The organism is Chitinimonas taiwanensis DSM 18899 (genome assembly GCF_900119825.1).
Taxonomy (GTDB): Bacteria; Pseudomonadota; Gammaproteobacteria; order Burkholderiales; family Chitinimonadaceae; genus Chitinimonas; species Chitinimonas taiwanensis.
The window spans coordinates 72904-97305 of record NZ_FPKR01000001.1; the positions used below are offsets into that span (position 1 = coordinate 72904).

Consider the following 24402-nt stretch of genomic DNA (forward strand, 5'->3'; position numbering starts at 1 on the left):
CGGCGAAGGCAGCGCTCGGGAAAAGCGATGGCTGCCTAGGGCGGCGGCGCACTTTCCGCCGCCGCGCGGTAGCTACCCTCGATCAGGTCACGCCCGATGACCGGCATGAAGGCGCGGTGTACAGGCAGCATCTGCTGGCGCAGCCGTTCGCGTTCGGCCCGCGGCAGTACGTGCACCTGGGTGCGCCCGGCTGCGCGCACACGCGCCAGGGCCTGGCGATTGTCCTCGCGGGCAATCTGGCGCTCGAATACGGTGGCCAGGCGCAGTGCTTCCTCAAGTGTCAGGCGGATATCGTCGGGCAGGCCGCGCCAGACGCGTAGATTGACCACCACCACATAGCCCAGATAGCCGTGCTGCGACAGGGTCAGGTGCGATTGCACGCGGTCCATCTGCTGGCTGAAGAAATTCGATTCCGGGTTCTCGGTGCCATCGACCACGCCGCGCTCCAGCGCGCCATAGACTTCGGCAAAGCCCATGGGCTGCGGCTGGGCGCCCAGCGCACGCATCTGGGCCGCCAGCACCTGCGAGGGCTGGATGCGCATGCGCAGGCCCTTGAAGTCCTCCAGCTTGTGCAGAGGCCGGTTGGCCGAGAAATGCTTAAAGCCGTTATCCCAGTAAGCCAGCCCAAGCAGGCCCTTGCTTTCCAGGCGCTGTAAAAGGCGCTGGCCGATCGGGCCATCCATCACGCGGTGCAATACCTGCTCATCCGGAAATAGATAGGGCAGGTCAAACAGCTCGAATTCGCGCAGGCCAAGCGGGCCAAATTTGGACAGCGAGGGCGCCAGCATCTGCACGGCATTGATCTGCAGCGCCTCCAGTTCCTCGCGGTCCTTATACAGCTGGCTGTTCGGGTAAACCTGCACGCGCACCTTGCCGCGCGTCATCTTCTCGGCCAGGTCCTTGAACTTGAGCGCCGCCCGCCCCTTCGGGGTGTCAGGCGCCACCACATGGCTGAACTTGATGATCAGGGGTGCGGCCTGGGCCGGTAGGGCCAGAGCAGACAGCACCAGCAGCAGGCATAAGTGCCGGGACATGCGCGTTTCTTCTCCATTTGTCCTGCTAGTGCCTGCCCGCCGCGAGCGCGCGGAACAGGCTATTTGTAGGGATAATCTAGGCGAAATCGCCGCAGGCCATATAGGGGTTTAGCCCAATGCGGGAAAGCCCCAAGCGGCACAAGCCCCTCTCGGGCATAGGGTTCAGCTGATGAAACGCCACACCAATCTTCCCCGCCCGGCTCGCTGGCTTTGGGCCATGCCCAATCTAGCGCTGATCTCCTTTCTGGCGGTCGGTGTGGCCCTGCTCTGGTTCGTGCGCAGCAATGAGCGCGACGCGCAACGCGATGCGCTGGTGGAGGACGTGCTGTGGCAGGAACAGGTGCTGCGCACCGAGGTGACCAATCGGCAGACCCAGCTGGAAGCGCTGGCTCACGACCAGGTACGCGGCGATCTGAGCGAGGGCAGCTTCTATGGTCGCGCCGCCACCATCATGACCGCCAGCCCGGAAGTGATCGCCATCGCCTTTGCGAATGAATACGGCGAATCGGTATGGAGCTATCCGGCCCAGGCGCTGGCCCCCATCCAGCAGGTGCCGGCCGCGTTGGAACCCATGCAGCGCGCCGCGCGCATCGGCCTGCCGGCCAGCTCGCCACCCTTCAACTATCCGGGCGCCGGCCAGGTGGTCGCCATCGCCTTCCCGGCCGTGCAGGGCAATAACACCACCGGCGCCTTTATCGCGCTGATCTCGCTGCAGGGCCTGTTGCGCACCTATGTGCCGTGGTGGATCGCCCAGCGCTACCAGCTGGCCTTTATCGATATCGAGGGCAAGGTGCTGGCCGCCCGCCCCGACCAGCTGGTCAGCGAGAGCAGCGGCCTGAACAGCTATGACATCGCCTTCGACCCGCCCGGCTATGGCTTGCGCCTGCGCGCCGTCATGTACCAGACCGGCTGGCCGTTCTGGCAACAGGCCCTGTATGGCGTGCTGGCCGGCCTGTCGGCACTGATGCTGTGGTCGCTCTGGGTGCTCAAGCGCCATATGCAGGAAAGACTGAGTGCCGAGCGCGCGCTACAGCGCGAGATGAATATGCGCCGCGCGATGGAGGACTCGCTGGTGTCCGGCATCCTGGCCACCGACCGCGAGGGGCGCACCCTGCATGTGAACCGCGCCTTCTGCCGCATGGTCGGCTACGAAGCTGAATCACTGCTCGGCTGTAAACCGCCATTCGCCTTCTGGGCGCCGGAAACCCGCCAGCATTGCGAACAGGTATTCGAAGCCATCCAGCGTGGTGAATCGCCGGTCAAGGGCTTCTCGATGCGCTTTGTCCGCCGCAATGGCGAGCGCTTTGATGTGCGGCTTTACTCCAGCCCGCTGATCGATGGCGAGGGCCGCCACACCGGCTGGGTATCGTCGATGACCGATGTGACCGAGCTCAAACGCGAGCGCGAGGCGCTGAAGGCCTCGCATGAACGCTTTGTGACCGTGCTGAACGGCCTGGATGCGGCGGTGGCGGTGACCGACCGCAGCAGCGGCGAACTCCTGCTGTCCAACCGCGCTTTCCGCGAGGCCTTTCACCTGGGCGAGGCCGACGGCGCCTTCTGCGCGCTGCCGCTGCGCGAAACCGACCCGGACGATGAATGGCGCGACCCGGTGCTCGGGCGCTGGTATCACAACCACCGCCGCGAAACGGTCTGGGTCGATCAATCGCCAGTCTGGCTTGATATCGCCACCGATGTGACCGAACACAAGCTGGCCGACGAGCGCGAGCGCACCCAGGCCGAAAAGCTGCAGCAGACCGCGCGCCTGATCGCCATGGGTGAAATCGCCTCCAGTCTCGCGCATGAGCTGAACCAACCGCTGGCCGCCATCTCCAGCTACAGCACCGCCTGCCGCAATCTGGTCGGCAGCGGCCAGATCACCCCGGCCGAGCTCGATGGGGCACTGGAGAAGATCGTCGAGCAGTCGCGTCGCGCCGGCGCCATCATTCGCGGCATCCGCGAGTTCGTGCAGAAGCGCGAACCCAAGCGTTCGATCTGCCGCGTCGGCGACCTGGTCGATACCGTGTTGTCGCTGCTAGCCGCACCGCTGAACCGCCACGATGTGCGCCTGGTGGAAAAACGCGACGCCGATGCGGCCGAGCTATACGCCGACCGGGTCATGCTCGAGCAGGTGCTGTTCAATCTGTGCAAGAACGCCATCGAAGCCATGGTCGACTGCGAGCACGAGCGGCGCATCCTGACCCTGGAAACCCGCGCGCGTGAAGGCTGGCTGGATATCTCGGTTTCCGACCTCGGCGCCGGCATCGCGCCCGAGGACGTGGAGAAGCTGTTCCGCCCGTTTTACACCACCAAACCGGAAGGGATGGGCATGGGGCTCAACATCTGTCGTACCATCGTGGAACACCATCAGGGCCGACTCTGGGTGGAGGCGCGTGCCCAAGGCGGCAGCCGCTTCGTGGTCAGCTTGCCGCTGCAGGCCGAGCGCACCGACGCCGCGCGGCCCACGCTGAGCGCCGATACGCGTCCGGCCTGAACCGGCATCATCATTTACAAGGAAGCCTCACATCATGCTGTCAGATCCCCGTATCGCCCTCGTCGATGACGACGCCGCCATACGCGATGCCCTGAAATGGCTGTTCGCCTCGCGCGGCCATCAGCTCGCCTCCTTTGAATCCAGCGCCGCGCTGCTGGCCGACCGCGATGCCAGCCGCTTCGGCTGCCTGGTGCTGGATCTGCGCATGCCCGGTATGGGCGGCTTCGAGCTGTTCCAGACCCTGGGCAGCCGTGGCTACTGCCCGCCCACCATCTTCCTGACCGGCCATGGCGATGTGCCGCAGGCGGTGGCTGCGCTCAAGCAGGGCGCGGTCGACTTCCTGGAAAAGCCCTTCGACGACAATGCCCTAGTCAGCCTGGTGGAAAACTGCCTGTCGCTGGATGTGGAGCGGCGCGCCGCCTACGAGCGCAAGCGTCAGATCGAGCGCCGCCTGGCCGAGCTGACCCCGCGCGAGAAGGAAGTGATGGCGCTGTTCCTGGAAGGCAAGCTGAACAAGCAGATTGCCGATGCGCTCGATATCAGCATGAAGACGGTGGAAGTGCACCGCGCGCGCGTGCTGGAGAAAATGGGCGTGAAGTCGGCGGTGGAGCTGGCCAATCTGCTCAAGGAAATGGACTAGGCGCCCGACCCACCCACTGGCTGCTATAACAAGGCCAGTGTCGGCCGCCGGCCGGCCTTGCAATGGATACGCATGCTGCTTCGCGCCCGACTCCTGCTTCTCCTGCTCGGCACCAGTGTCCTGGCCGCGCCGCTCAGCCTGCGCAGCGCGGCACAGGAGGACTCCGCCCCGAAGTTCGTGCGCTTGGCCGATGGTCGCATTAGCGGCATTTGCATCGAGCTGCTACGCGCCATGGAGGCCATCGACCCCGGCCTGCGCATCTCTGGCCTTGAGCAGTCGCTGCCCCTGCCCCGCCTGGAACGCATGCTGGAGCAGGGCCAGCTTGATCTGGCCTGCGGGCTGATCCACAACCCGCAGCGCGCCGAGAAATTCCGCCTGCTGCGCCCTGCGCTCTACACTGCCAGCTATGGCTTCGCGATCCGCCGTGGCGATAGCGCCCGACCGCAAAGCTGGGCCGAACTGGCCAGGGTAGACGGCCCACGCACCGTGCTGGCGGTCAGCGGTAGCGGGGTGATCAGCAAGCTGAGCAGCCTGCCCGGCGTCAGCATCGATACCTCGGCCATCTCACCGCGTCAGAACCTGGTCAAACTGCAATACGGACGCGGGCGCTTCTTCTACTACCGCCTGCAGGGCCTGCAGCGCGAAATCCTCGAAGCCGGACTGGGCGAGCAGATCGAGGTTCTACCTAGCGTCATCGATGAGTACAGCTTCCACCTAGCGCTGAGTCGCTCTCTGCCCAGCCCGGTAGTGGAGCGCCTGCAGGCCGCCTTGCTCAAGCTGCACGCCGATAAGACGCTAGCGCGCTTGATCCTGACCTGGCAGCCCTGACTGCGATGCATAGCGCCATGAAAAAAGCCGCTCCAAGGAGCGGCTTTTTTTTGCCCAGTTAGCTTAGCTGAGCTTGCCGTGGCAGTGCTTGTACTTCTGGCCCGAGCCACAGGGGCAGGGGTCGTTACGGCCAATCTTGTCGAAGGCACGCACCTGCGGCTGGGCAGCGGCGGCCGGCTCGGCATTCGCCTGGGCCAGTGCCTCGTCGTAGTCGGCGTGGTGATACTGCACATCGGCCGGTTCGTCGTGCTGCTCGAGTGCCGCCACATCCTCTTCCGAGCGGATCTGCACGGTCATCACCAGCTGCACCACATCGCGACGCACGCGCATCAACAGGCCTTCAAACAGTTCAAACGCCTCGCGCTTGTATTCCTGCTTGGGGTTCTTCTGCCCATAGCTGCGCAGATGAATACCCTGGCGCAGATGATCAAGCGCAGACAGATGCTCGCGCCATTGCTGGTCAAGAATCTGCAGCATCAGCGCGCGCTCGAAGTGACGCATCACATCGGCACCCACGCGTTCGGTCTTGGCCGCATAGGCGGCTTCGGCGGCGTCCACCACACGCTGGCGCACGGTTTCGATTTCCAGCGTGGTGTCGTCCTTCAGCCACTGTGCGACCGGGATTTCCAGCTGGAATTCGCGCAGCGCGGTTTCCAGGCCAGCAGCATCCCACTGCTCTTCCATGCTGCCCGGCGGCAGGTATTGGTCGACCAGATCACCGATCACGCCCTGGCGCAGATTGGTGATGGTCTCGGCCACATCTTGCGAGTCGAGCAACTCATTGCGCTGGGCGTAGATGGCCTTGCGCTGTTCGTTCGACACATCGTCGTATTCGAGCAGCTGCTTACGGATATCGAAGTTGCGGCCCTCCACCTTGCGCTGAGCATTTTCGATCGCACGGCTGAGCAAGCCCGATTCGATCGCCTCGCCCTCAGGCAGGTTCAGGCGCTGCATCAGCGCGCCGATACGCTCGGCGGCGAAGATGCGCAGCAGCGGGTCTTCCATGCTCAGGTAGAAGCGGCTCGAGCCGGCATCGCCCTGGCGACCCGAGCGGCCACGCAGCTGATTGTCGATACGGCGGCTTTCATGCCGCTCAGTGCCGATGATGTGCAGACCGCCAGCGGCCAGCACCTGATCGTGCACGACCTGCCATTCGGCGCGCAGCTGCGCGATGCGCTGCTGCTTGTCCAGCTCCACAAGGCTGTCATCGGCTTCGATGGCCTTCACCTGCGGTTCGATATTGCCGCCCAGCACGATGTCGGTACCGCGACCGGCCATATTGGTGGCGATGGTGATCATGCCGGGGCGGCCGGCCTGGATGACGATCTCGGCTTCGCGTGCATGTTGCTTGGCGTTCAGCACATTGTGCTCGTAGCCGGCGGCCTTCAGCTGGCTGGACAGCAGCTCCGAGTTTTCAATCGAGGTGGTACCGACCAGCACGGGCTGACCACGGTCCTGACAGGACTGGATATCGGCCACGATGGCATTGAATTTCTCGGCCGCGGTGCGGAACACCTGGTCGTTCATGTCCTTGCGGACCATGGGGCGGTTGGTCGGGATAATCACCGTTTCCAGACCGTAGATCTGCTGGAATTCGTAGGCCTCGGTATCGGCCGTACCGGTCATGCCCGACAGCTTGCCGTACATGCGGAAGTAGTTCTGGAAGGTGATCGAGGCAAGGGTCTGGTTTTCCTTGTTGATCGTCACGCCTTCCTTGGCTTCGATGGCCTGATGCAAGCCTTCCGACCAGCGCCGGCCCGGCATCAGGCGACCGGTGAATTCGTCCACGATGACGATCTCGCCGTCCTGCACCACATAGTGCTGGTCCTTGTGGAACAGCGCATGGGCGCGCAGCGAGGCATACAGATGGTGCATGAGGCCGATATTGCTGGTCGCGTACAGGCTGTCGCCCGGCGCGATCAGGCCGGCGGCAGCCAGCAGCTGTTCGGCGTTTTCGTGACCCGCTTCCGACAGCAGCACCGAGTGGGCCTTTTCGTCCACCCAGAAGTCGCCCTCGCCGTCTTCCTTTTCCTGACGCTTGAGCTTGGGCGCAATCAGGTTCATGCGCGCATAGATGTCGATATTGTCGTCGGCCTGGCCGGAGATGATCAGCGGGGTACGCGCTTCGTCGATCAGGATCGAGTCCACTTCGTCGACCACGGCGAAGTTCAGGCCACGCTGCACGCGCTCGGTGGTCGCGTAGACCATATTGTCGCGCAGGTAGTCGAAGCCGAATTCGTTATTGGTGCCGTAGGTGATGTCCGACGCATACGCCTGCTGCTTGCGGTCGTGCGGCATCTGGCTGAGGTTGATCCCGACCGACAGGCCGAGGAAGTTGTACAGCTTGGCCATGGTGGCCGCATCGCGCTGGGCCAGGTAGTCGTTCACCGTCACCACATGCACGCCCTTGCCAGACAGCGCATTCAGGTAGGCAGGCAGGGTGGCGACCAGGGTCTTGCCCTCACCGGTACGCATTTCGGCAATCTTGCCGTCGTTCAGCACCATGCCACCGATCAGCTGCACATCGAAGTGGCGCATATTCATCACGCGCTTGGACGCTTCGCGACACACGGCGAAGGCTTCCGGCAGGATGGCCTGCAGGGTTTCGCCCTTGGCGATACGCTGCTTGAACTCCTCGGTCTTGGCCTGCAAGTCGGTATCCGACAGGGCCTGCATGCTGCTTTCCAGCGCATTGATCTGCCGAACCGTTGCACCATATTGCTTGAGCAGACGGTCGTTGCGGCTGCCGAACACTTTTTTGAGGAGGGAAGGGATCATCGTGTATCCAGGTGGGCCTGCGCCCTGATGCATGTCGAAGTGGTGTGCTGCTACGCAAAAACAAGGCGGATCGTCATTAGCGATCCGCCGTGATATCCATCAATCTGCCGAACCAGCCGGGAATATGGGGCTGGACAGGCAGATTTCAATCACTTGCTGGCGAGACTGCCGCCATTGCCGCGTCCGGCAACATTCAAGAAGAACAAGGGATTCTGTGGCACGCCCTTGTAACGGATCTCGAAGTGCAGATGCGGCCCGGTCGAGCGCCCGGTACTACCCAAGAGGGCAATCTTCTCACCGGTTTTCACCGTCTCGCCCTCCTTGACCAGCAGGCGCGAGGCATGCGCATAACGGCTGGTGATGCCATTGCCGTGCTCAAGCTCAACGATATTACCATATTCATTATGGTACTCAGCCCGCAGCACTTTCCCGCCTGCTGCGGCATAAATCGGCGTACCAACATCGCCAATGAAGTCCATGCCTTCATGGAAAGTCTGCCGTCCATTGAAGGGGTCGATACGCCAGCCGAATACCGAGGAGCGCAGGCCGGACGAGGTGGGCAGATTGGCCGGTGCCTGGAAGGTATTGAGCTTACGCTGGGTCAGAATCACATCCACCAGACCATAGTGATCGAGACTGGTTTCAATCTGCTTGTCGGCATCCTGAATGCTGGCCATCAGCTCGTTCAAGCTCATGGTGCGTGCCGGTACGCCGCTGATTGCACCGCCCTGCGGAGCATTGATATCGCTCTGGAATGGTTTGGGGTCGATGCCGGTCTGGTCGGCTACCCGACGGGTCAGGCCATCCAGGCGCAGCAGCTGGGCCTGCATCTGGCCGAGCTTGACCGCCAAGAGGTCGATCTGGCGCTGTTGCGAGGCGGGCGTACCCGGTAAAGTGGGCAGGCTGACCCCGAAGGAGCGGGTCAGGCTATAGGTAGCCCAGCTGGCCAGGGTGAGCGAACCGAGGATGGCCAGCGCGATAAAGGCCCCAACCAGCCACAGATGGCGCGGCCCGAGCGTGACCGCGCGGGATAATCGATTGGAAACCAGGATGATATTCATAGTTGGCGCAGTTCCTTCTGCCGACGCCGCAGTTCAAAGCCCTGCACAGCGCGCCGACGGGGTGTGAGCATGTCCTTGCACAACTTCCGCCCCCTGCTGAGTTCTCCCGAGCTGGCCCGCCTGCAGCGGCTGGCGGCGGCGCAGCGCGAGCTGGAGCGCCTGTGGCAGGCCGCCGTGCCGGCTGAACTGGTGGGGCTGAGCAGCGTGGTGAATCTGGAAGGGGGTTGCCTGCAGGTGGCCACGCGCAGCCCCGCGCTGATGGCCAAGTTCAAGCAGATGGAAGCGCGCCTCTTGGTGCAGCTCAATGACGTTGGCGTGAAAATTAACGCAATACGCTGGCGGGTACAAGTCGAGCTGCTGCCGCACCAGCGCAAGAAAGCCAAGCCGAATCTGGAACTTAGCGAGGCCGCGCTGCAGGCTTTCGAGCAAGCCACCCAGCGTTTGCAGCCCTCGCCGCTGCGCGATGCGCTGGCCGAGATCGTGGCCAAGCGGCGTAAACCTACTGGCTGAGACGCCTCAGGGCAGCAGGGCCAGCGCGCGTGCGACGGCGCCGCGGTGCTGGGCCACGAAAGCCCGCCCTTGCTCCCCCATGCCCTGTCTGGCCGTCGGATCGGCCAATAGACGCGCCACCTCGACCAGCACCGCATCCGCATCCTGGCGCTGCAACAAGGCACCCAGCGCGCTGGCCTCACGCACTGCATCAGCGAAGTTGTAGCTGGATGGACCGATGAGCACCGGCACGCCCTGTGCGCAGGGCTCGATCACGCTATGGCAGCCGAGCGGCAGCAGGCTGCCGCCCACGAAGGCCAAGTCCACCGCCGCATAGTAGGCAGCCAGTTCACCCAGACTATCGCCCAGCAAGACCTGCACCTCAGGCGCCACCGGCATCTGGCCATCCCAGGCGCTGCGGCGCAACACCCGCAGGCCACGCTGCGCGAGTAGGGCCGCCACTTCGTCAAAGCGTTGTGGGTGACGCGGCACCAGCACTAGCAGCGCATCGGCGGGCAAGGCCGCGCGCGCCAGTGCATCGAGCAGCAAGCTCTCCTCACCTTCACGCGTACAGGCGGCCGCCCACACCGGACGCGTACCGAACTGGCGGCGCCACTGCTGGCCAAGCGCCAACAACTCAGGATCCAGGCTCAGATCGAACTTGATATTGCCCGTGCACCGCAGCTGGACCGGGGCGAGCGCACGCAGGCGCGCCGCATCGTCCTCGCCCTGGGCAGCGATGCCGGCCAGGGTGGCCAGGGCCGGACCGACCAGCTTGGCCACTTTGCGATAGCCACGCAGCGATTTCTCGGACAGGCGCGCATTGAGCAGATACAGCGGCATCTGCGCGGCAGCCGCGCCGTGCAGCAGATTCGGCCAGATCTCCATTTCCATCAGCACGCCGAACTCGGGGCGGAAATGGCGCAAAAAGCCGCGCACGGCAAAGGGCAGGTCGTAAGGCAGATAGGCAACTGTCACGCTATCGCCAAACAGCTGGCGCGCGGTGTCGCGCCCAGTCGGGGTCATCTGGGTCAGCAGGATATGGTGGCCCGGGTGGCGGGCGCGTAGCGCCTGCACCAACGGCGCCGCAGCACGGGTTTCCCCCACCGAGACCGCATGCAGCCAGATCAGCGGCCCGGCCGGGCGGGCCGGATAGCGACCGAGTCGTTCCGCCCAGTGCAGACGGTAATCGGGCTGTTTGCGCCCGCGCCGCCACAGGTAGAGGAACGCCAGCGGCAGGGCCAGATACCAGGCCAGGGTGTAGAGCGCGCGCCAGATCACGCCAGCGCCTCGGCGACCTTGGCTTCCACCTCGGCCAAGCTGGGTGGGCGGCCATTGCCGCCCAGATTGCAGGCATAGGCACTGCCCAGCACCCCGGTCAGCCCCGGTTCGGACGCGCAGAACAAGGCGATGGTCGGCACATGCACGGCCGCGGCTAGGTGCACGAGACCGGTATCCACGCCCACCACCAGACGTGCATCGGCCAAGAGGCGCGCCGCCTCACCCAAGCGCAGACGCGGCGCCACCACGGCGCGCGGCAACGGGGCCGCCAGGCGCTCGGCACGCTGGCGCTCGTGTTCACCGCCCCAGGGAAAGACCGGGCACAGGCCGCGCGCCAGCAGACTGTGCGCGAGGGCGACCCAGTGCGCCTCGTCCCACAGCTTGTCGTCGCGGCTGGTGGCCGTCAGCAGCACCGCGTAGCCGGCGGTCGGGCGCCAATCCAGCGCCACGTTTGGCGCCTGTATGCCGTAGTGGAGTGGCGCATCCGGCGTGTAGCCGAGCGCGCGGCCGGTGATCAGGCGGTTGCGGGTAATCGCATGCTCGAGCCGGCTGACCGGGTAGCGCGCGTCGTAGAATAGGCTGGCCAAGGGCTCGCGAATACTGTGGCGGTCGTAGCCGGCAATCGGCGCGCCGGCCAGACGCGCCACCACGGCGCTTTTGAACAGACCTTGCGAATCGATGACCAGATCGTAATGGCCGGCCTGCAGGCGGGCGCGGAAGGCTGCCATCTCGGCGCGGTTGGCCGCCGTCCAGAAGCGCTTGCGCCAGCGGCGGATCGCGCAGGGGATGACCCGGTTCACACCTGGGTGCAGAGCCGCCAGTTCGGCGAAGCCCTCTTCCACCACCCAATCGACCTCGGCATTCGGGAAATGGCTGCGCAGATCGGTGATGGCGGGAAAGTTATGGATCACATCGCCCATGGACGACATGCGAATGATGAGGATGTTCGGCATGGCGCGATTATAGCGGCGCCAGCGCACACACCCGACTCGGCTAAACTAGGCAGGTTTATTTCCTCCCTTTCGGCCCACCGTGTCCCAGCTCAAGCTCAGCCTCGTCCTGATTACCCATAACGCCGCCGACCAACTGGCCGCCTGCCTCGATTCGGCGCGCGACCTGGTCGACGACATCATCCTGGTCGATTCAGGCAGCAACGATGGCACCCAGGCCCTGGCTGAAGGCTATGGCGCGCGCATCATTGCCCAACCGTTCCTGGGTTTCGGCCCGCAGAAGCGTCTGGCGGTCAGCCATGCGCTGCACGACTGGGTGCTGTGCCTGGATGCGGATGAACGCCTGACGCCCGAGCTGCTGGCCAGCATCCGCCGGACCTTGCAGGGCGCCCCCACGCATAGTGCCTTCCGCTTGGCGCGGCGTAATCGCTTCTTCGGCCGCTACCTCGGGCATGGCGAAGGCTATCCCGATTGGAATATCCGCCTGTTCGACCGCCGCGCAGCCAACTGGACCGAGGATCTGGTGCATGAGTACGTGCGCTGCCAGGGTGAACCGGGCAGCTTGCAAGGTGATCTGCTGCACGATTCGGCCGAGCAGATCGGCAGCTATATCGCCAAGCAGAACCGCTACACCGATATGCAGGCCGAGCTGCTGTTCAAGACCGGCAAGCGCGTCGGTGCGGCCAAGCTGTTCACCTCGCCCTTGGCGCGCTTTATCCGTTTCTATCTGCTGCGGGGCGGCTGGCGTGACGGTGCGGCCGGCTTTGCCCACATCGCCATCGGCAGCTTCTTCGCCATGATTAAGTACGCCAAGCTGATGGAGCGCTGGCGCCAGCACGACGGGCGCTAAGCTCGCGCCGACTTGCCCGGCCAAAACCCGCGCGGCCGACTAAGCTGGAGCGTCGGCCGTGGTCTGCACGCCCTTGGGTGTTACACCGCTGCCACATTGCTATGGTTTGCTAGTGCGCAGGGGGCGGCGAATACGCGACCCGCGCCCAGGGGGAGCAAGATGCTGGAGCAGGAAGACGGCGAGAACGACCTGAACGAGATCCTGGCGATTCTGCGCGCCAGCCGGCTGTTTGGCGGGCTGGATACGCCCTGGCTATATGCCTTGGCGCAAAGGCTGCAGCTGCAACGTCTGGCGGCCGGCGAGCAGGTGTATGCCGAGCGCGACGAGTCCAACAGCCTGATCATCGTGCTCAGCGGCCGTTTGCGCGTGAAGCGGCAGGATCGCGAGGGCAAGCTGCAGCTGTATAACGAGCTGTGCCCGGGCGAGTGCATAGGCGAAACCGGCATGATCCTGCGCCAGCCGCGTACTGCCGATGTGATCGCAGTGCGCGACTCCACGATTGCCGTGCTGCCGCGCGCCGGCTACGAAGCGCTGATGCTGGGCAATCCACTGCTGTTCAACCAGCTGTTCTCGCAAGCGATCTACCACTTCCTGCGCCACACGCCGCAGCTGTCCGAACGCCGCCGTGCACAGACCTATGTGGTGCTGCCGCTGCATGCGGGCAATAGTGCGCTCGCGCTGTGCCAGCAGCTGGAAAGCAGCCTGGGCAAGCTGGGCAAGGTGCATCTGCTACGCCCCGAGTCTGGCGCAGACAATGGCGCCAGTCTGAACGCCATCGATGCACTGGAAACCCATTTCGACTATCTGATCTACCAGGCCGAGGCGAGCCTGAGCGACTGGACGCGCCATGCGGTGCGCCAGGCCGACCAGGTGGTGTTCGTGGCTGAACACGATGCCAGCCCGGCGCCGGGCGAGCTGGAAGCCCGGCTGCGCGAAGAGCCCGGCCTGTCCTACAAGCGTCAGCACATCGTGCTGCTGCACCCGGGCAATACGCTTCAGCCGGTGGCCCCGGGGCCATGGTGGCAGGGGCGCACCTTGGAGCGCATCTATCTGCTGCGCCGTGACCACCCGGAAGACGGCAGCCGGCTCGCGCGCTTCCTCACCGGCCGTGCGGTCGGCATTGTGCTCGGCGGTGGCGGTGCGCGAGGCTTTGCTCACCTGGGTGTACTGCGCGCCTTGGAAGAGGCCGGCATTCCCATCGACCTGATCGGCGGCAATAGCATGGGGGCCTTGATCGGCGCGCAGTACGCGTGCGGCGCGCGGCCGGAGGAAATTCTGGCGCGCACGCTGGCCTTCGCGGCCGGTGGCGAGCGGCCCACCGTGCCGGTGGTATCCATGCTGTCGGGTAAGCGCCTGGAGCGCGATCTGCAGCGCATGTTCGGCGACACCACCATAGATCGGCTCTGGCGGCCCTACTTCGCCGCCGCTTGCAATCTGAGCCGCGCCTGCACCTCGGTGCAGGATAGTGGCCCGCTGTGGCGCGCCGTGCTGGCCAGCAATTCACCGGCCGGCCTGCTGCCACCGGTGCTCTGCGATGGTGAGCTCTTGGTGGACGGCGCGATTCTGGACAATGTGCCGGTGGAAGCGATGCGCGTGCGCCTTGGTACGCCGCTGGAAAAGCGGCGTGGCAATGGCACCATCATCGCCATCGATGTGGATGTGCGCGAGCAGCTGAGCGTGGACCCGGCCATTCCGCGCCTATCACCCTGGCGCAAGATCCACAGCCACTGGTCGAACAAGGTCGAAACCGCGCCCGGCATCGGCGAGATCCTCTACCGCGCCAGCCATATGGGCAGCCTGACCCAGCGCGCACGCACCATCTCGCTGGCCGACTTCTACCTCGAGCCGCCGGTGGCCGACTTCCCGCTAATGGGCTACCGCCGCGCCGCCGAGATCGTCGAAGTCGGCTATCGCTACACGCAGAACGAGATCGCCAAGTGGGATCGACACGCCATCCTGCATTAGAAACAACGGTGCTGCCGCTATCGCTGAGCCAACGCGAGGTCTGGCTCGATCAGCGCGCCTGGCCCGATAGCGCCCACCTGGCCATCGGCGGCGGTGTCTTCCTGGCGGGCGAGCTCGATCTGGCCCGCCTGCAAGCCGCGCTGCACCGCCTGATCGCCAGCCAGGAAGCGCTGCGCTTGGCCCCCTTGGCCGAGGGCGGCCAGCATCTGTTGGCCGATTACCGCCCCACGCTGCGCCAGGACTGGCTGGACGAAGCCGACGACTTTGCCAGTGCCGCCGAGCGCATCTGGCGCGAGCGCACGCGGCAGGCCTTCGTGCTGGACGGCCAGCAGCCGCCCTGGCGCATCGAGCTGCTCAGCCGTGCCGATGGCCGGCACTGCCTGCTGCTGCAATTCCACCACCTGGTCATGGATGGTTGGGGCACGGCCCAGCTCATCCATCTCTGGGCCGATTGCTATGCCGCGCTGGACGCGCCGCCACCCACCCCGGCCGGCGACTACCTGGCCTTCATCGCCGACTCGCAAGCCTATCTGGACAGCCCTGAAGGGCGTGCCGATGCCGAGTTTTGGCAGGCTCAGCTGCCCAGCCTGCCCGCGCCGCTGCTTGAGCGCCATTACCCACCAGCCAGCGGCCCGGATTCGCTGCCGCCGGCGCTGCTGGCCGTGCTGCATCTGGCCCGTCCCGACTACCAGTGCCTGCTCGGCTTTGCTGCCCAGCAGGGCCAGAGCGAGTTCTGCGTGTTCCTCAGCCTCTTGGCGCTGTATTTCGCGCGCGTGCAGCAGCTGGACGAGGTGGTGATCGGTGTGCCCTGCCTGAACCGCACCGGGCGCCGCTATCGCAACACCCTGGGCATGTTCGTCGGCGTGATGCCGCTGCGCATCACGGTGGACCCGCAGGCCAGCGTTGCCAGTCTGCTCGCCAGCGTGAGCCGCGCCCTGCGCCAGGCGCTGCGCCATGCGCGCTATCCGCTCAGCGAGGTTGGCCGGCGCCTGCAGGCGATACGCCAGAATCGCGACAGCCTGTTCGATGTGCTGCTGTCCTTCGAAAAGCAGGACTACAGCGCCGAGTTCGGCGCCGCGCGCACGGTTGGCTCGCGCCAGTTCTTCACCGGTACCGCGCGCTATCCGCTTGGCGTCACCGTCTGCGAATTCGCCCAGGACCAGGACGTGGAACTAATCCTGGAAGGCAGCGCACTGTGCTTTCACGGTGGCGAGGTCGAGTTGCTCGGTCGCCGCCTGCTGCATCTGCTCAAGCAGATGCTGGCCGACCCGGACCAGCCCCTGGCCGCACTCAGCCATCTGCCCGAGGAGGAGCGCTGGGCGCTGCTGGATGGCCTCTACCACGACCAGCCGCGCCACGACGCCGTGCAGCCATTCATCTCACTGTTTGAGCACCAGGCCGCGCTGCGCCCCGAGGCTATCGCCCTGCGCTGGGACGGCGGCCTGTATGACTACGCCGAGCTGCAGCAGCGCGTGCGCCTGCTAGCCGCCCATCTACGCAGCCTGGGCGCCGGGCCCGAGCGCATCATCGCGCTGTGCATGCGTCGCTCGCCCGAGGCGGTGGTGGCGCTGCTAGCGATTGCCCGCGCTGGGGCGGCCTTCCTGCCGCTGGATGTCGACGCGCCCGACGCACGCCTGGCGGGCATCCTGCAGGAGAGCGGCGCGCTGGCGGTGTTTGCCGATGCCGAGGCGCGCCCGCGCCTGGCAGCGCTGCACCCTTTGGTGCTGAGCGGGGCGGAGCAGGGCGAGCCCGGCCTGGCCACTTGGCCGTGGCCACAGCCCGAGCAGCTCGCCTATGTGTTGTTCACCTCGGGCTCCACCGGCCGACCCAAGGGCGTGATGATGGAGCATGGTGCGCTGGCACGCCGGCTGGCCTGGCTATCGCGCAGCTATGCCGTCACCCATGCCGACTGCGCCGGCCAGGCCACCCAGCTGACCTTCGACCCGGCCCTGATCGAGCTGTTGCTGCCGCTGGTACATGGCGGCAGCGTGGCCCTGCCACCGCCCGGCCGGCTGGCACCCGAGGCCATGGCCGCCTTCACGCTGCGCCACGGTGTCAGCATCATGGCCTTCGTGCCCTCCACGCTGCAGCGCTTTCTTGATGCGCTGCAGCCGGGTGACGACTCGCGCCTGCGCGTGGCCTGCTGCGGCGGCGAGGTGCTGACCCCGGCCCTGGCTGCACGCTATCTCGATCAGACCCGTGCGCGCCTATTCAATGTGTATGGGCCGACTGAGGCCTGCATCTTCGCCACCGCCTGGGAATGTGAGCGGCGCGGGCCGGATATGGCGCTGCCGGTGGGACGCGCCGTCGACGACACGCGCATCTATGTACTCGACAGTGCACGCCAGCTGCTCCCCTTCGGCTGCGCGGGCGATATCTATATCGGCGGGCCGGGTCTCGCGCGCGGCTATCTGCACCGCCCCGACCTGGACGCGCAGGCCTTCTGCGCCGATCCCTTTCTGCCCGGCCAGCGTCTCTACCGTACCGGCGACCGCGGCTGGCTGAGCAGCGATGGCGATCTGCACTTCCTCGGCCGCAGCGACCGCCAGGTCAAGCTGCGTGGCTACCGGATCGAGCTGGGCGAGATCGAACATGCGCTGCTGGCGGTGGCCGGCGTGCAACAGGCCATCTGCCTGCTTCAGGACGAGGACGGCAGGCCGGCCCTGCATGCCTGGGTGGCGGCGCCCGGCCTGCGCGCCGACAGCCTGCAGCGCCATCTGCGCAGCCGTCTGCCCGACTATATGTTGCCCAGCTGGATCTGCGTCTTGGACCTGCTGCCGCTGAATGGCACCGGCAAGATCGACCTTGCAGCACTGCCCAGCCACCAGCCCGATAGCCAGGCCAGGGCCGGGCGTGCGCCGGTCAGCGAACTGGAAAAAGCCCTGCTGCCGCTCTGGCAGGCGGCGTTGAACCGCCAGACCATCGGGGTGGAAGACAGCTTCTTCGAACTGGGCGGCGATTCGCTGGCCGCCATCGACATCCTCAGCGGCATCGACCAGCTGACCGGCAAGCACAGCTCGCTGCTGATGCTGACCGAGCACCCGAGTGTGGCCGAGATGGCGCTGGCGCTGGAAGCCAATCTCGGCCCGGCCGGCATCCTGCTGCCGCTTAGCCAGCATGCGCAGGGCCAGCCGCTCTATCTGGCGGCGTCCGGGCATGGTGATCTCTTGCGCTTTCAAAACCTGGCCCGTGCGCTGGGGCCAAGCTGCGCGCTGAGTATGCTGCAGCCACCCGAGGCCGGGCGCTTTCACGATATGCGCGAGCTGGCCGAGCTGTACGCGAACCGCATCGCAGCCACCGGCCAGACCCGCCTGGCCCTGGCCGGCTTCTCGGTCGGCGGCATTGCCGCGCTGGAAACCGCGCGCAGCCTGCAGGCGCGCGGCATCGAGGTCAGCAGCCTGATCCTGATCGATAGCGTGTTCCCGCGCTCGCTGTGGCGCCGGCCGCGTTTCTGGCGCTTGCTCGGCTGGTTGACGCGCAATCTGTATGTGCAGGAATTGAGCATGAACGGCCGCCGCCTGGGCGCCATGTTTGGCGACACCGGCCTGGTCTCGCAGGTGATGGCCCTGGGCGGTTACCGGCCGAGCGGCTGGTCGGGACGCACACTGTTGATCAAGTCCTCGGGTCTGGCCAACTGGGAGCGCGCGCTGTTCCGCCCATGGTTCCAGCTGATGCCGGGGCAGCTGCGCAGCTGCGAAATCGATGGCCTGCATGGCTCGATCTTCGAAACCGGCCATGTCGGCGCGCTGGCCGAGGTCTTGCAGCACGAATTACATACCGAGGAAAAGCAGGATGGCTAGCACGCCGGACCACGAATTGCAGCAGCTGCGCCGCAAACGCGGCCTGTTCATCCTGATCGTCCTGCTGCTGCTCGGCATTGCCATCGGCCTGCAATGGACGCCGGCGCGCGAGTGGCTGAGCCTGAGCGGCCTCGCGCAATCGCTGCGCACCTGGGGCGAACAGCTTGGCCCCCTGGCCGCGGTGCTGATCTTCGCACTGGCCTGCATCGTGGCCATCCCGCTCAGCCTGCTGGCCGTGGTCACCAGCCTGGCCTTCGGCCCATGGCTGGGCGCGCTGTATTGCCTGCTCGGCGCCAGCCTCGGTGCAGCGGTCAGCTTTCTGTGCGGACGCTGGCTGGGCCAGACCGCCATCCAGCGCCTGGCCGGCCCCAAGGTCAACCATGTCAGCACCCAACTGGCGCGGCGTGGCGTACTGAGCGTGATCGCCATCCGCATGGTGCCGGCTGCCCCGTTCGCTGTGGTGAATATGGTGGCCGGCGCCAGCGCGCTACGCCTGGCCGACTTCCTGCTCGGCAACGCGATCGGCATGCTACCGCTGCTGCTGATGAGCGGCCTGTTCGCCGAGCAGCTGCTGCGGGTGAACGAGCAGCCGCTATGGCTGAGCGCGCTATTCATCGCGCTGACCCTGGCACTGATCATCGGCGGCGGCGCCCTGCTACGCCGCTGGTGGCGCGACGCCTGAGCGCCGCACCGCTCAATCCCAAGCGGGCGCCAGCCCCTCCGGGTTGACCAGCCGCTCGCCGCGCTCCAGCGCATCGATGCGTGCCATGTCCGCCGCCGACAGCCTGAGTGTGCGGGCGTCCAGATTGCTACGCAGATGAGCAGCCTGGGTAGAGGACGGAATCACCGCATAACCATGCTGCATGGCCCAGGCCAATACCAGCTGGGCAGGCGTTGCCGCATATTGCTCGGCCAGAGCCAAGATCAGCGGATCGGCCAGCACCTTGCCATAGGCCAGGGTCATATAGGAGGTCAGCTTTACCCCCTGGCTGCGCGCATAGGCGGCCAGCGCACGGTTCTGCAGATAGGGGTGCAGCTCGACCTGGTTGGTGACGATCTCGCCCGGCCCGCAGAGGGCGATCGCCTCGCGCAGCAGCGCAATCGGGAAATTGGACACGCCGATCTGCCGAGTCAGCCCCTGGGCCTTGGCCGCTTGCAGTGCGGCCAGCGTGTCGGCCAGCGGCACGGCTGCTGCGGGTGAGGGCCAGTGGATCAGCACCAGATCGAGCTGGCTCAGGCCCAGCTTGGCAAGACTCTGTTCCAAGCTGGGCATCAGCTGCGTGCGCCCCAGATGCTCGGTCCAGATCTTGGTGGTAACGAATAGCTCGTCACGCGGCACGCCACTGGCGGCAATCGCCTGGCCAACCTCGGCCTCATTGCCGTAGATCTGTGCGGTATCAATATGCCGGTAGCCGAGCGCAAGGGCCTGGCTGACCGAGTCGATCACGGTCTGGCCTTGCAGGCGGAAGGTGCCGAGGCCGAAAGCGGGGATACTCATGGATGGTCCTTATCGGGATGTAACAGGATTCGGTTTAATGGGTTTGCAGCAGCGGCTTGCTGGCCGGGCGGCTGGGCCGCTGCGGGTCGCGCGCATCCAGCCGGCCGCTCAGCGTGGTCAGAGCCAGTGCGCCCAGCACCACCAGCGCGCCTATCCAGGGCGTGTGGGCCAGGCCGATGCTGTCCACGATCAGGCCCCCACTCCAGGCGCCGCCGGCAATGCCGAGATTGAAGGCCGCGATATTCAGGCCGGAGGCCACGTCCACCGCCGTCGGGCTGAAGCGTTCGGCCTGCTGAACCACATACACCTGCAAACCGGCCACGTTGCCAAAGGCCACCGCGCCCCAGGCCAGTACGGTCAACACCATCAACCACGGGTTGGTCGCGGTCACGCTGAGCACCAGCAGCACCAGGGCCAGCAGGGCGAAGATGCGTTGCAGGGCGGCAATTGGCCCCAGCTTGTCGGCCAGCCGACCGCCCCAGATATTCCCGACCGCCACCGATAGCCCATAGGCGAGCATGACCAGGCCGACTGCGCTGGCTTGGAAGCCGGTGATCTGCTCGAGCATCGGGGCCAGATAGGTAAAGGCGATAAAGGAGCCGCCATAGCCGACCGCCGTCATCGCATACACGAGCAGCAGGCGCGCCTGCTTAAGCACGCCCAGCTGCGCCAGCACCGAGGCGGGCGGTGTGTGGGCGAGGCGTTGAGGCACGAAGCGCGCACTGGCGAGCATGGCCAGCACACCGAGCGCAGCCACGGCCAGAAAGGTGGCACGCCAACCTAAGTGCTGGCCGATAAAGGTGCCCAGCGGCACGCCGCTGACCAGGGCCACGGTGAGCCCGCTGAACATGGTGGCGATCGCTCTGGCCGCCTTGTCCTTATCCACCAGGCTGGTGGCAATGGTCGAACCGATGGAGAAGAACACGCCATGGGCCAGGCCGGTCAGCACACGCGCTGCCACCAGCGTGGCATAGCCGGGTGCCAGCCAGGCGAGCAGATTGCCGACGGTGAACAAAGCCATCAGGCCCAGCAGCAGGCTTTTACGCGGCAGCCTGCCGGTCAGAGCGGTGAGCAGCGGCGCGCCGAAGGCGACGCCCAGCGCGTACAGGCTGACCAGCAGGCCGGCCGAGGGCAGGCTGACGCCCAGATCGGCGGCGATGGTCGGGATCAGGCCAACGATGACGAACTCGGTCGTCCCGATGGCAAAGGCGCTGATGGTCAGCGCCCAGAGGGCGAGGGGCATGGCTTGGACTCCGGCAAGAAAGAGCGCGCAGTGTCCGCCGCTTTTTACTTGAGAAAAACCGGCCGCCAGGCACAATATTGTTGATGGAGAATCAACAATGAAAACAACGCTGGATGAAATGCTCGGTTTTATCCGCGTGGTCGATAGCGGCTCGATCACTGCTGCCGCACGCCAGCTTGCGCAGACCACCTCGGGTATCAGCCGCACGCTAGGTCGGTTGGAAGAGAAGCTCGGCATCACCCTGCTACGCCGTACCACGCGCAAGCTGGAGCTGACCGAGGAGGGCCAGGCCTTCCTCGTGCATGCGCGTGGCATCGTGGCCGCGGTGGAGCAGGCCGAGGAGCAGATGCGCATCCGCCGCCAGCAACCGGCCGGCCGCCTGCGCGTGAATGCCGCCTCGCCATTCATGCTCCATCAGCTGGTGCCGCTGGTGGCCGCCTTCCAGCAGCGCTATCCCGATATCGCACTGGAGCTGCACAGCAGCGACAACATCATCGACTTGCTGGAACAGCGCACCGATGTGGCGATCCGCATCGGCAAGCTGCGCGATTCCAGCCTGCACGCCCGCCCGCTCATGCATTGCCCGCTGCGCGTGCTGGCCAGCCCGACCTATCTGGCCCGCCACGGCAAGCCGGCCACGCCCGAGCATTTGGCCCAGCACCGCCTGCTCGGCTTCACGCAGCCCGACAGCCTGAATACCTGGCCGCTGCAACACGCGGGTGGCGACGGCTACACAATACAAGCCGCCCTGCACGCATCCAGCGGCGAGACCCTGCGCCAGCTGGCTCTGGCCGGCAATGGCCTGGTCTGTCTATCCGACTTCATGACCGGTGCCGACCGGGCCAGCGGACAGCTGGTACAGGTGCTGGCCGAATACACGCTGCCCACGCGCCAGGCCGTGCATGCGGTCTACTACCAGAACACCGAGTTGGCCGCGCGCATACGCTGCTTCGTGGACTTCCTGCTTGAGCAACTGGCGGCAGGCGGGACGGCGCCCTGAACAAGGGTGAATCCCGCTGCTGCCAGCGCCAGCCGTGCTCAGTCGAGGCGGCAGGCTTCCTGCATGCCGGGCAGGCTGGCCGTGCCCTGGCTCAGATTGACCACCACCTCGCCAGCACTGAAGCCGCGCCTGAGCACGGTGTCATGCGGCAAACCATTGGCCAGCACCGGGTCGATGCTGTAGGGACCGGTCGGCGCACCCAGCTCCAGCGCGTAATCGGGGCAGTTCAAAAAGCGCTCATAGCGCTGCCCACCGCCCTCGCTATCGTGCAGATTGAATACCGTGTCCGTCCCCTGCGCGACCAGCAGATACATGCCATAGGCAAAGCGTGCCTCACGCGCCAGCTTGGCAGGGTCGCCAAAGCGGGTCGGCGCGGCCAGCATGGCCTGGCGCGGCAGGCTACCAACCTTGTCGGCCTGCCAGTGCGCAACCGTCTCCAGCTGCTGTAGCAGTACCGGCACGCTCCACGGCCCCTCGCCTCCCCAGCGCAGCGCAAAGCTTTCTATCATCGCGCCATTCAAACTCTGGCCGGCCTGATAGGGCGCCCAGTTCTGCTCATCGCCCAGATTGCCCCATAGGTGGTAGCTCGGATCACGCGCAGTGAGCACAGCTCGTGTACGTGCGGCCAGCCCGGCAATCGCCGCCGCATAGTCGGCATGGCGCGGCTGACCGGCGGCATCGCGGTACTCGACCGGCCAGCCATTCGGCACGAACAGACCGCGATTGAACTTGTGCAGGGTGCGCTCGATATTGTCGAGAAAGATGCCAGTCTGCGCAGGCGGGTAGTCGCCCACTGCCGCCTGATGGTTTGGGGCGCCGCTGAGCTCGCGCAGTGCACGGCGCGCCACATATTCGCGCCAGCCCGGTGCGGCCGGATTGGTGCGGTACTCATAGCCCGCCGCGCTGTTCGCACCGCTGAGCGACACGATACGGCGCCCATCCGTGCCATGCACGAACCAGCTTTCATCCGGGTAGATATCCGGGTAGTCGGCCAGCGCTTGACCCGTGTGGATCGCGCTGATGATCTCGCAGAAATCGCCACGATCCATGGCCGGCCGGTTCTGATAACCCTGGAACTGCCAGTCGGCCGTCGTGCAGGGCACGCCAGGCTGGCTGTGCAGATTGCTGCGCGCGGCAATACCGGAGAAGTTCAGGTAGACCAGCGACTGTCCGCGCCAGCCCTGGCTGCGATAGCTGGGCAATTTGGCGCGCATCTGGTTGCGCGCGTAGACGAGTTTCTCGAACAGCGCCGGCACCCGCTCATCCGCCACCGGCTGCGCATTGCGCGCATCGACCGGGTATTGATAAACGATGACCAGCCGGGCATTGCTGCCCGGATCCTTGGGCTCCAGCGACAAGGCCGCCGGTACTGCCAGCGGCAAGAGCGCGAGGCCCAGACGAAGTGATGTGATAGGCATGGAAACGACCTCCTGAGAAATTTAGGACTTGTGGTTTCCAGCCAGCCCGCCACACGCAGGCCGGCCAGGCTTGCCGCCGGCAGCGAAAAGCAGGCGGACAAACGCGGTGCAGCGCAGGCTGCGGGCTAGTCGCGAGCGGGCAGGAGGTCGGTAGCGGCCGTATCAGTGCGATGGCGGCGAGGCGGGTGGTGGCGGGACATAATTCCTCCTGGCAAGCGACGGGCGCTTAACACATGGTCGATCCGGTCTGTGCCGGACTGGACGATGCGCCAGTCTATGCCAGCCACGCCGGCCAAGAAATCTTTCGGTCCCACCGCGGAGCGGAAAAAGCAGAAGGCCCCAGCTGCTTGCGCGGCTGAGGCCTTGGTATCTTGGTGGGGCGTCACAGATTCGAACTGTGGACCTACGGATTAAGAGTCCGCTGCTCTACCAACTGAGCTAACGCCCCAAGATTTACTGCGTTTTTCCTTTGGTGGGTCGTGCGGGACTCGAACCTGCGACCAACGGATTAAAAGTCCGCTGCTCTACCAACTGAGCTAACGACCCGAAAGGAGCCGCGCATTATAGCGACGTTTTTCAGGGTGTCAACTGCTTTGTGGCAATGAACTTTCGGGCCAGCCGGTTAAACTAACGGCCTTTCCTTCGTTCATCCCGTACAGGACCAACCAAAGATGCGCATTTTGCACACCATGCTGCGAGTAGGCAACCTTGATCGCGCAATTTCTTTCTACACCGAGGTATTGGGCATGCAGTTGCTGCGCCGCCACGACTATCCAGAAGGCCGTTTCACGCTGGCTTTTGTCGGCTATGGCCCGGAGTCGGAAGGCGCCGTCATCGAACTCACCCATAACTGGGATACCGAGCAATACGAGCTGGGCACCGGCTATGGCCATATCGCGCTGGAAGTCGACGACGCCTACGCGACCTGCGAGGCGGTACGCGCCAAGGGCGGCAAGGTGACGCGCGAGGCTGGCCCGATGAAGCACGGCACCACAGTGATTGCCTTCGTGGAAGACCCGGACGGCTACAAGATCGAGTTCATCCAGAAGAAAGCCAACCCGGCGGCGCGCGACTGA

The 24402-nt window shown here is 65.4% G+C and carries 18 protein-coding genes and 2 tRNA genes; 10 read left to right on the plus strand and 10 right to left on the minus strand.

Going from position 1 to position 24402, the window contains the following annotated elements:
* Nucleotides 1-35: 35 nt before the first annotated feature.
* On the minus strand, nt 36-1034 hold the full coding sequence (locus BT173_RS00370) for a TRAP transporter substrate-binding protein (protein ID WP_072426637.1): 999 nt from the start codon (nt 1032-1034) through the stop codon (nt 36-38).
* A gap of 217 nt (nt 1035-1251) precedes the next feature.
* On the opposite strand from BT173_RS00370, the gene BT173_RS00375 reads away from it, so the two are divergent.
* The 3 genes from BT173_RS00375 to BT173_RS00385 all read left to right on the plus strand — a co-directional run bounded on the left by BT173_RS00375 (nt 1252) and on the right by BT173_RS00385 (nt 4993).
* The gene (locus tag BT173_RS00375; RefSeq protein WP_072426638.1) at nt 1252-3525 is read left to right on the plus strand and encodes a PAS domain-containing sensor histidine kinase; all 2274 of its coding nucleotides are present in this window, start codon (nt 1252-1254) and stop codon (nt 3523-3525) included.
* 34 nt (nt 3526-3559) lie between these two features.
* A complete protein-coding gene (locus BT173_RS00380) occupies nt 3560-4165 on the plus strand; it encodes a response regulator transcription factor (RefSeq protein WP_072426639.1) in 606 nt (201 codons plus the stop codon).
* Between the two features lie 72 nt (nt 4166-4237).
* A complete protein-coding gene (locus tag BT173_RS00385) occupies nt 4238-4993 on the plus strand; it encodes a substrate-binding periplasmic protein (protein WP_072426640.1) in 756 nt (251 codons plus the stop codon).
* Between the two features lie 63 nt (nt 4994-5056).
* Here BT173_RS00385 and secA read toward each other — a convergent pair whose 3' ends face one another.
* Together secA and BT173_RS00395 are read right to left on the minus strand one after the other, a co-directional pair.
* Nucleotides 5057-7771: a preprotein translocase subunit SecA gene (secA, locus tag BT173_RS00390; RefSeq protein WP_072426641.1), complete on the minus strand. Its 2715-nt coding sequence runs from the start codon at nt 7769-7771 to the stop codon at nt 5057-5059.
* A 149-nt stretch (nt 7772-7920) separates the two neighbouring features.
* Entirely contained in the window at nt 7921-8832 is a 912-nt protein-coding gene (locus tag BT173_RS00395) for a M23 family metallopeptidase (protein WP_072426642.1), read from the minus strand.
* Nucleotides 8833-8901: 69 nt separating this feature from the next.
* Between BT173_RS00395 and BT173_RS00400 the strand changes: the two genes are divergently transcribed.
* On the plus strand, nt 8902-9342 hold the full coding sequence (locus BT173_RS00400) for a DciA family protein (protein ID WP_072426643.1): 441 nt from the start codon (nt 8902-8904) through the stop codon (nt 9340-9342).
* Between the two features lie 6 nt (nt 9343-9348).
* Here the strand turns inward: BT173_RS00400 and waaA are convergent, their stop codons facing one another.
* Together waaA and waaC are read right to left on the minus strand one after the other, a co-directional pair.
* On the minus strand, nt 9349-10602 hold the full coding sequence (waaA, locus tag BT173_RS00405) for a lipid IV(A) 3-deoxy-D-manno-octulosonic acid transferase (protein ID WP_072426644.1): 1254 nt from the start codon (nt 10600-10602) through the stop codon (nt 9349-9351).
* Nucleotides 10599-11555 carry a lipopolysaccharide heptosyltransferase I gene (gene waaC, locus BT173_RS00410; RefSeq protein ID WP_072426934.1) on the minus strand — a complete coding sequence of 319 codons (957 nt, stop codon included), beginning with the start codon at nt 11553-11555 and terminating at the stop codon, nt 10599-10601. The genes waaA and waaC overlap by 4 nt, the downstream gene beginning before the upstream one ends.
* 79 nt (nt 11556-11634) lie before the next feature.
* Between waaC and BT173_RS00415 the strand changes: the two genes are divergently transcribed.
* The 4 genes from BT173_RS00415 to BT173_RS00430 all read left to right on the plus strand — a co-directional run bounded on the left by BT173_RS00415 (nt 11635) and on the right by BT173_RS00430 (nt 18849).
* The gene (locus tag BT173_RS00415; protein ID WP_072426645.1) at nt 11635-12402 is read left to right on the plus strand and encodes a glycosyltransferase family 2 protein; all 768 of its coding nucleotides are present in this window, start codon (nt 11635-11637) and stop codon (nt 12400-12402) included.
* A gap of 159 nt (nt 12403-12561) precedes the next feature.
* Nucleotides 12562-14367, plus strand: a complete 1806-nt coding sequence (locus tag BT173_RS00420; protein WP_072426646.1) for a cyclic nucleotide-binding and patatin-like phospholipase domain-containing protein — start codon at nt 12562-12564, stop codon at nt 14365-14367.
* A gap of 8 nt (nt 14368-14375) precedes the next feature.
* The gene (locus BT173_RS00425) at nt 14376-18167 is read left to right on the plus strand and encodes a non-ribosomal peptide synthetase (protein ID WP_072426647.1); all 3792 of its coding nucleotides are present in this window, start codon (nt 14376-14378) and stop codon (nt 18165-18167) included.
* On the plus strand, nt 18160-18849 hold the full coding sequence (locus tag BT173_RS00430; protein ID WP_072426648.1) for a TVP38/TMEM64 family protein: 690 nt from the start codon (nt 18160-18162) through the stop codon (nt 18847-18849). Before BT173_RS00425 ends, BT173_RS00430 begins: the two co-directional genes overlap by 8 nt.
* Before the next feature lie 12 nt (nt 18850-18861).
* On the opposite strand, the gene dkgB is transcribed toward BT173_RS00430, so the two are convergent.
* Both dkgB and BT173_RS00440 read right to left on the minus strand, forming a co-directional pair.
* On the minus strand, nt 18862-19665 hold the full coding sequence (gene dkgB / locus BT173_RS00435; protein WP_072426649.1) for a 2,5-didehydrogluconate reductase DkgB: 804 nt from the start codon (nt 19663-19665) through the stop codon (nt 18862-18864).
* Between the two features lie 34 nt (nt 19666-19699).
* Nucleotides 19700-20908 carry an MFS transporter gene (locus BT173_RS00440; RefSeq protein ID WP_072426650.1) on the minus strand — a complete coding sequence of 403 codons (1209 nt, stop codon included), beginning with the start codon at nt 20906-20908 and terminating at the stop codon, nt 19700-19702.
* A 97-nt stretch (nt 20909-21005) separates the two neighbouring features.
* On the opposite strand from BT173_RS00440, the gene BT173_RS00445 reads away from it, so the two are divergent.
* Entirely contained in the window at nt 21006-21908 is a 903-nt protein-coding gene (locus BT173_RS00445; RefSeq protein WP_072426651.1) for a LysR family transcriptional regulator, read from the plus strand.
* Nucleotides 21909-21946: 38 nt separating this feature from the next.
* On the opposite strand, the gene BT173_RS00450 is transcribed toward BT173_RS00445, so the two are convergent.
* From BT173_RS00450 to BT173_RS00460, 3 genes are all read right to left on the minus strand, one after another.
* The gene (locus BT173_RS00450; RefSeq protein WP_072426652.1) at nt 21947-23326 is read right to left on the minus strand and encodes a putative glycoside hydrolase; all 1380 of its coding nucleotides are present in this window, start codon (nt 23324-23326) and stop codon (nt 21947-21949) included.
* A 372-nt stretch (nt 23327-23698) separates the two neighbouring features.
* A tRNA-Lys gene (locus tag BT173_RS00455) sits at nt 23699-23774 on the minus strand.
* Between the two features lie 22 nt (nt 23775-23796).
* Nucleotides 23797-23872, minus strand: a tRNA-Lys gene (locus BT173_RS00460).
* A gap of 125 nt (nt 23873-23997) precedes the next feature.
* On the opposite strand from BT173_RS00460, the gene gloA reads away from it, so the two are divergent.
* Nucleotides 23998-24402, plus strand: coding sequence for a lactoylglutathione lyase (gene gloA, locus BT173_RS00465; RefSeq protein WP_072426653.1), 405 nt, complete (start codon nt 23998-24000; stop codon nt 24400-24402).